Genomic DNA, 7,860 nt, shown 5'->3' with positions numbered 1-7,860 from the left:
TCCACCTGCTGACCCTGCTCGTGCCCAGCGCTGGGGCAGCTCGGACAGGACGGCGAGCCGGGCCCGGACGTCCTCGCCGCGTTTGGTGTCGTGGGTGGAGAGGGTGGTCATGGCCGCCGGCCAGCGGACCTGCCGGGCGTGGGCGTTGCGGTGGAACTCCGCCGGTGGGGTGCCGAAGTGGGCGGGGCTGCCGCCGACCTCGTTGAGCGCGACGAACCGGCTCCACCGGTAGTAGGCGGTGTCCTCGACGCCCTTGGCCATCACCGCGCCGGATAGCTGCGGGAAGCGCTGCCCCAGCTCGTCGTCGGGGTCGCGCAGCCGCCGGGTGACCGCGTCGAGGGCGGGGGCCAGGTCGGGGCGGCGACGGCCGGCCTCGGCGCGGGCGGCGGCGAGATGCCGGGTACCGTGCGGCGGGTAGCCCCGGTAGACCGGGAAGCACGCTGCCAGCTCCGCCAGGGCCGCGCGGGCCTCGTCGGGTGCCAGCTCGGGGGCGAGGGCGGCGAGCCGGGTCAGCTCGGCGGCGAGCAGCCGGGTGGCCGCCGCCAGCTTGGTGTCGTGGGTGAGGTCCTGCCAGGAGGTGTGCCGGCCGGTGAGCCGGGCGTCCAGGGCGGTGAAGTCGGCCTCGGCGTCGCCGTCGACGAACAGGCCACAGATGGGCGCGAGAGCGTCGTAGCCGGTGGTGCCGTCCACCGGCCAGTCGGGCAGCTCCTCGCCGTACTCCAGGATCTTCTCCACCAGCAGCCACACGTCGGGCGCGGCGGCGCGCAGCCGGGCCAGGTAGCCGGCGGGGTCGCGCAGCCCGTCGGGGTGGTCGACGCGGATGCCGTCGACCTCGCCGGCCGCCGCCCACCGCAGGACCTCCGCGTGCGTGGCCGCGAAGACCTCCGGGTCCTCCACGCGCAGGCCGGCGAGATCGCAGACGGCGAAGAACCGGCGGTACGTCAGCTCGCGGTCGCCGCGCCGCCAGGAGACCAGCTCGTAGTGCTGCCGGTCGTGCACCTCGCGGGGGCTGCCGTCGCCGGTGCCGTCGGCGATCGGGAAGCGGTGCTCGTGGTAGCGCAGCTCCCCGTCGGCGATTTTCAGCTCGTCGAGGGCGTCGGGGGTGTCGGCGAGCACGGGCAGCAGCAGCCGGCCGCGGTCCCAGTCGATGTCGAACCACTTCGCGCACGCCGAGGCCCGGCCGTGTCGCAGCACGTCCCACCAGGCGGGGTTGGCCGCCGGCCGGGTCACCCCGGCGTGGTTGGGGACGATGTCGACGACCAGGCCGAGCCCGGCGGCGCGCAGGGCCCGGACCAGCCGGACCCGGGCGGCCTCGCCGCCCAGCTCGGGGTTGACCGCCCGGTGGTCGACCACGTCGTAGCCGTGCTGGGAGCCGGGGGTGGCGGTGAGCAGCGGGGCGCTGTAGAGGTGGGTGACGCCGAGGTCGGCCAGGTAGCCGGCGAGGCCGGCGGTGGCGTCGAGGTCGAAGCCGGGGCGGACCTGCACCCGGTAGGTCGCGCCGACCCGCGCGGCGGTGCCGGTGCTGTCGTCGGTGCCGGTGCTGTCGTCGGTGCCGTGGCCGGCGGCGGGGGTGGGCTTGTCGTCGGGGGTGTGGGCCATCGCCTCAGACCGTCCTCTCCAGGACTGCCAGGCAACGGTCGGGCACGCAGATCGTGTCGCCCGCCTCGACGAGGGTCGGCTTCTCCGGGTCCGGGTCCGCGGTGCTGATCACTAGTTCCCAGCGTCGGCCGAACTCCTCGCCGGGCAGTTTGAAGTCCAGCGCGGCGTCGTGGGCGTTGAAGCAGAGCACGAACGAGGAGTCGTGGTGGCGCTGGCCGTACTGGCCGCGTTCGGGGATGCCGTCGCCGTTGACGAACAGGGCCACCGAGCGGCCGAAGTCGTTGCCCCAGTCCTCGCCGGTCATCTCCCGGCCGTCGGGGGTGTACCAGGCCAGGTCGGGCAGGCCCGAGTCGGCGGCCCGGCCCCCGACGGGCAGGCCGGTGAAGAACCGGCGGCGGCGGAACACCTGGTGGCCGCGGCGGAAGTCGACCAGCCGCCGGACGAAGTCCAGCAGGGGCTCGTCGGCGCTGTCCCAGTCGACCCAGGCCAGCTCGCTGTCCTGGCAGTACGCGTTGTTGTTGCCGCGCTGGGTGCGGCCCAGCTCGTCGCCGTGGCCAATCATCGGCACGCCCTGGGAGAGGATCAGGGTGGCCAGGAAGTTGCGCCGCTGCCGCTGGCGCAGGGCCAGCACGCCCGGGTCGTCGGTCTCCCCCTCGACGCCGCAGTTCCAGGACCGGTTGTGGCCCTCGCCGTCGCGGTTGTCCTCGCCGTTGGCCTCGTTGTGTTTGTCGTTGTACGACACCAGGTCGTTGAGGGTGAACCCGTCGTGGCAGGTGACGAAGTTGATGCTGTGGAAGGGGCGGCGGCCGTCGTCCTGGTAGAGGTCGGCGGAGCCACAGATCCGGGAGGCGAACTCGGCGAGGGTGGCGGGCTCGCCGCGCCAGAAGTCGCGCACCGTGTCGCGGTACTTGCCGTTCCACTCGGTCCACACCGGCGGGAAGTTGCCCACCTGGTAGCCGCCGGGGCCGACGTCCCACGGCTCGGCGATCAGCTTGACCTGGCTGACCACCGGGTCCTGCTGGACCACCTCGAAGAAGGTGGACAGCCGGTCGACCTCGTAGAACTCGCGGGCCAGGGTGGCGGCGAGGTCGAACCGGAAGCCGTCGACGTGCATCTCGGTCACCCAGTAGCGCAACGAATCCATGATCAACTGGAGCGAGTGCGGGCTGCGCACGTTGAGGCTGTTGCCGGTGCCGGTGTAGTCGACGAAGTACCGCCGGTCGGACTCCGACAGCCGGTAGTAGCTGGGGTTGTCGACGCCCTTGAAGCTCAGCGTCGGGCCGAGGTGGTTGCCCTCGGCGGTGTGGTTGTAGACCACGTCGAGAATGACCTCGATGCCGGCGGCGTGCAGCGCCTTGACCATGCCCCGGAACTCCTGCACCTGCTGGCCGAGGCCGCCCAGCGCCGCGTACCCGTGGTGCGGGGCGAAGAAGCCGATCGTGTTGTAGCCCCAGTAGTTGCGCAGGCCCAGGTCGGCGAGGCGGTGGTCGTGCACGAACTGGTGCACCGGCATCAGCTCCACGGCGGTGATCCCGAGCCGCCGGAAGTAGTCGATCATGACCGGGGAGGCGATGGCCGCGTACGTGCCGCGCAGCTCCTCCGGGATGCCGGGGTGGCGCATGGTCAGCCCCCGCACGTGCGCCTCGTAGATCACCGAGTGGTGGTACGGGGTGCGCGGCGGCCGGTCGTTGCCCCAGTCGAAGTACGGGTTCACCACCACCGACTTGGGTACGAACGGGGCCGAGTCGGTCTCCGACATCCGGTCGGGGTCGCCGCCCACCTCGTAGTCGTAGACGGCCGGGTCCCACTCGACGTCACCGTCGACGGCCTTGGCGTACGGGTCGAGCAGCAGCTTGTTCGGGTTGCAGCGGAGCCCGTTCGCCGGGTCCCACGGGCCGTGGACGCGGTAGCCGTACCGCTGCCCCGGCTCGATGCCGGGCAGGTAGCAGTGCCAGACGTAGGCGTCGACCTCGCGCAGCTCGACGCGACGCTCCGCGCCGGTGTCCCACTCGTCGAACAGGCAGAGCTCGATCCGCTCGGCCACCTCGGAGAAGATCGCGAAGTTGGTGCCCATCCCGTTGTGGGTCGCCCCCAGCGGGTACCGCTCGCCCGGCCAGACCTGCATGTCGCTCCTCAGCCCATGGTGATGATCGCCCTGGACGGGCGGGCCCGCCGGGTGCGCACGCCGCTAATGCCCCGCCGTCGGTCGGCCCAATCCACCCGTTGGTGCCGTAACCGATTCCACCCACCTGACACCGGCTGGGACCTTTGGGTGGTATCCGTCACCTTGAGCCCTCTCAAGATGCGGTTCGGGCCCGGATGCCCTTTGCTTTATGCGGGGGCGTGCGGAAACACGCGTTCCCGCTCGGCTCTCGGCCATCCCACCATGACCTGTCACGCCGCCATCGTTGCCGGCGCGTTCCACCCTGCACGGACGGAGTTCGATGTGACGACCCTGCGGGCCGGCGAGCAGACCGCCACCGCCACGGACCGGACCTGCCGGCCCAGCACCACCTCACGGTCGCAGACCCCGCACCCCGCCGGGTCCGGGGTGCCCCCGCAGACCCGCCGCATCCTCATGCTCTCCTGGGAGTATCCGCCGGTGCTCGTCGGCGGCCTCGGCCGCCACGTGCACGCCCTCTCCGTCGCCCTCGCCGCCGCCGGCCACGAGGTCACCGTCGTCACCCGCCACGCCGAGGGCGCACCCCTGGAGGAGTACGCCGACGGCGTCCGCGTCCTACGCGCCGCCGAGGACCCGGTCACCTTCCCCCTGGCCACCGGCAGCCTCCTGGCCTGGACCATGGCCTTCAACCACACCCTCACCCGCGCCGCCCTGCGCGCCACCGAATCCGCCACCTATGACGTCATCCACGCCCACGACTGGCTCGTCGCGCACACCGCGATCACCCTGCGAGACCACCTCGACATTCCGCTGGTCAGCACGATCCACGCCACGGAGGCGGGCCGGCACCAGGGCTGGCTGCCGGAGGAGATGAACCGCACCATCCACGGCGTCGAACACTGGATCAGCGGCGAGTCCAACCGGGTGATCGTCTGCTCCGGGTACATGCGCGACGAGGTCGGCACGTTGTTCGACGTGCCCGCCACCCGGGTCGACGTCGTGCCCAACGGGGTGGAGCCGCACCGGTGGAAGGTGCCGACGTCGGCGGTCGTCTCGGCCCGGGCCCGGTTCGCCGGGGACGGCCCACTGGTCACCTTCGCCGGCCGGCTGGTCTACGAAAAGGGCGTGCAGCACCTGCTCGCCGGGCTGCCCCGGCTGCGCGAGCGGCACCCCGGGCTGCGCGCGGTGATCGTCGGCGACGGGCCGTACAAGTCGGCCCTGGAGGCCGAGGTGCACCGGCTCGGCCTCGGTGGGGCGGTCAGCATGCCGGGCTTCCTCGGCGGCACCGACCTGCCTGCGGTGATGGCCGCCTCGGACTGCTTCGCGGTGCCGAGCATCTACGAGCCGTTCGGCATGGTCGCCCTGGAGGGGGCGGCGGCCGGCGCGCCCCTGGCGGTCGCCTCGACGGGCGGCCTGGCCGAGATCGTCGAGTCGGGCGTCACCGGGATGACCTTCGCCCCGCAGGACCCGGAGGGGCTGACCGAGGCGGTGCACGCCCTGCTGTCGGACCGGGAGCGCGCCCGGGTGCTGGCCCGGCGGGCCCGCGTCATGGTGCAAGAGCAGTACGGCTGGGCCGCCATCGCCAGCCGCACCGCCTCGACGTACGCCTCGGCGATCGCCAAGGCCCCGGCGTTCGTCGCCGAGCGCGCCGAACAGCGGATGGCGCACGGCCGGGCCCGCCCGGCGGTGCCGGAGGGTAACCTGCTCGTCGCTGCCGGCCTGCGCTGACCCTTTCGCCCGTGGCGGTGCGAGTGCGGCCGCCGATCCTGCTCGGATCGGCGGCCGCACGTCAGCCTCGTTGAGAAGGGGCCCCGTCTCTACCGAATGCGTTGACAGGGGGCCCTTCCTTGCGCCTCAGCGGTCGGCGGGGCGCGCGTAGGGTCGCTCCGGGGAACCGGTGTAGACCTGCCGCGGGCGGCCGATCTTGGTCTCCGGGTCGTTGATCATCTCGCGCCACTGGGCGATCCAGCCGGGGAGCCGGCCGAGCGCGAACAGCACGGTGAACATCTTCGTCGGGAAGCCCATGGCCTTGTAGATCAGGCCGGTGTAGAAGTCCACGTTCGGGTAGAGCCGGCGGGAGACGAAGAACTCGTCGGCGAGCGCGATCTCCTCCAGCTGCATCGCGATGTCCAGCAGCGGGTCCGGCTTGGCCATCCGGCCGAGCACGTCCTGGGCGGCCTTCTTGACGATGGCGGCCCGGGGGTCGTAGTTCTTGTAGACCCGGTGGCCGAAGCCCATCAGCTTCACGCCGTCCTGCCGGTCCTTGACCTTGCGGACGAAGGACTGCACGTCGCCGCCGTCGACCTGGATCTTCTCCAGCATCTCCAGCACGGCCTGGTTGGCGCCGCCGTGCAGTGGGCCGAACAGCGCGTTCACGCCGGCCGAGACCGAGGCGAAGAGGTTGGCGTTGCTGGAGCCGACCAGCCGCACGGTCGACGTGGAGCAGTTCTGCTCGTGGTCGGCGTGCAGGATGAACAGCATGTCCAGCACCTTGGCCATGACCGGGTCGACCTCGTACGGCTCCGCCGGCACGCCGAACGTCATCCGCAGGAAGTTCTCCACGTAGCCCAGCGAGTTGTCCGGGTACAGCAGCGGCTGACCGATGGACTTCTTGTACGCGTACGAGGCGATGGTGGGGACCTTGGCCATCAGCCGGACGGTGGACATCTCGACGTGGTCGGAGTCGAACGGGTCCAGGCTGTCCTGGTAGAAGGTCGAGATGGCGCTGACGGCCGAGGAGAGCACGGCCATCGGGTGCGCGTCGCGGGGGAAGCCGTCGAAGAAGCGGCGCATCTCCTCGTGCAGCAGCGAGTGCCGCCGGATCCGTTCGCTGAACTCGTCGAGCTGCTGCCGGCCGGGCAGCTCGCCGTAGATGAGCAGGTACGAGACCTCCAGGAAGGAGGACTTCTCGGCCAGCTGCTCGATCGGGTAGCCCCGGTACCGCAGGATACCCGCGTCGCCGTCGATGTAGGTGATCGCGGAGGAGCAGGCCGCGGTGTTGACGAAACCGGGATCGTACGTGGTCATCCCGGTTTCCTTTAGGAGCTTGCTCACGCCGATGCCGGCGGGGCCCTCGACCGCGGACTGTACCGGCATCGACAGCTGCCCACCGGGGTGATCGAGCTTGACTTCCGTCATGTGTTCCTCGCTTCGCCGGCAGATCTACATTTAAATTGCCTTCGCTTTTACCGTAAACACGGTTGCGGGGACACCGCCCGTCGTGGTTCCGCGGTGAGGTATGCGTCACCCGGTTCCCGGAAGGCGAGCGCGGAAACCCGGCAACCCGGGGCTTGCCTCGAACAGGGCCAATGTGACAAAATGCCCCCGATCACGCACCGAGCGTGATCGGGGGCCCTGTTGGCAGCGAGGCCGAAACTCTCAGGAAATACTCAGGTGACGCAGCTCGTCGCCCGGGCCGATCTGGTAGAGGTCCAAGCGGTTGGCCCCGGCACGGAACAGCCGGTCGTCGGGAAGGAAGGCGGCGAACCGGCGGCCACCGGCGTCGGGCGGCACCACCGGGACGACCGCCCCGATCCGCCCGTTGACGGCGACGGCGAGCAGCGTGCCGTCGCGTACCGAAGCCGGCACCGTGCCCCAGACCAGGGCCGGCAACCCGCCGGCGTCCGGGTCGACGGCGCGGAACGCGGCGAGGTCACCGACCCGGGCCGACCCGCCGGTCGGCCGCTGGCCCACGGTCGTGCCGACCAGCGGATGCGGCTTCGGCTGCGGCGGCGGGGCGGGCACCCCGCCGGGGAAGGCGACCGGCTCGCCCGGCCGGTCGTAGAAGCGCTTGTCGGCGCGCTCGCGCGGGGCCTGTCGGGCCGAGCGCCCGTCGACGGGCCAGGGGATCCGCACGTGCGCGTAGTCGGCGACGGTGGGCAGCAGGTCGACGTGCTCCCAGTTGCGGTCGTCGACCCGGCCGGCCCGCTGGCCGGGTTCCTTGACGAACATCGGCACCCAGGCCACCTGCCCGGCCGCCTTGCGGATGGCGTCCATCCCCCGCCCCTGGGCGCCGTTGTCGAAGCTGACCCCGTGGTCGGCGGTGACCACCACGAGCGCCCGGTCGTACAGGCCGGTGGCGCGCAGGATACGCAGCGTCTCGCCGACCAGCCGGTCGGTGTACTCCAGTTGGGCCAGGT

At 71.7% G+C, this 7,860-nt stretch carries 5 protein-coding genes; 1 reads left to right on the top strand and 4 read right to left on the bottom strand.

From position 1 onward, the window contains the following. On the bottom strand, nt 1-1,599 hold a 1,599-nt coding region (gene treY / locus MCAG_RS28215), incomplete at its 3' end, for a malto-oligosyltrehalose synthase (protein ID WP_007076351.1). A 4-nt stretch (nt 1,600-1,603) separates the two neighbouring features. After that, a complete protein-coding gene (gene glgX / locus MCAG_RS28210) occupies nt 1,604-3,724 on the bottom strand; it encodes a glycogen debranching protein GlgX (protein WP_007076350.1) in 2,121 nt (706 codons plus the stop codon). Between the two features lie 321 nt (nt 3,725-4,045). On the opposite strand from glgX, the gene MCAG_RS28205 reads away from it, so the two are divergent. After that, nucleotides 4,046-5,449 (top strand): glycosyltransferase family 4 protein, encoded by a 1,404-nt coding sequence (locus tag MCAG_RS28205; RefSeq protein WP_036375627.1) that lies wholly within the window; start codon nt 4,046-4,048, stop codon nt 5,447-5,449. A 126-nt stretch (nt 5,450-5,575) separates the two neighbouring features. Here the strand turns inward: MCAG_RS28205 and MCAG_RS28200 are convergent, their stop codons facing one another. Then, nucleotides 5,576-6,859, bottom strand: a complete 1,284-nt coding sequence (locus MCAG_RS28200) for a citrate synthase (protein ID WP_007076348.1) — start codon at nt 6,857-6,859, stop codon at nt 5,576-5,578. 240 nt (nt 6,860-7,099) lie between these two features. Further along, on the bottom strand, nt 7,100-7,860 hold a 761-nt coding region (locus tag MCAG_RS28195), incomplete at its 5' end, for a sulfatase-like hydrolase/transferase (RefSeq protein ID WP_036375625.1).

The sequence above is a fragment of the Micromonospora sp. ATCC 39149 genome (assembly GCF_000158815.1).
In the GTDB taxonomy this organism is placed as follows: domain Bacteria; phylum Actinomycetota; class Actinomycetes; order Mycobacteriales; family Micromonosporaceae; genus Micromonospora.
The sequence above is the reverse complement of the archived record's forward strand: the minus strand, read 5'-3'. Positions and strand labels throughout refer to the sequence as shown.

What these genes read in the sequence shown, in the direction of transcription:
- glgX (WP_007076350.1), bottom strand. Translation starts at nt 3,724, where the DNA reads ATGCAGGTCTGGCCGGGCGAGCGGTACCCGCTGGGGGCGACCCACAAC.
- MCAG_RS28200 (WP_007076348.1), bottom strand. Translation starts at nt 6,859, where the DNA reads ATGACGGAAGTCAAGCTCGATCACCCCGGTGGGCAGCTGTCGATGCCG.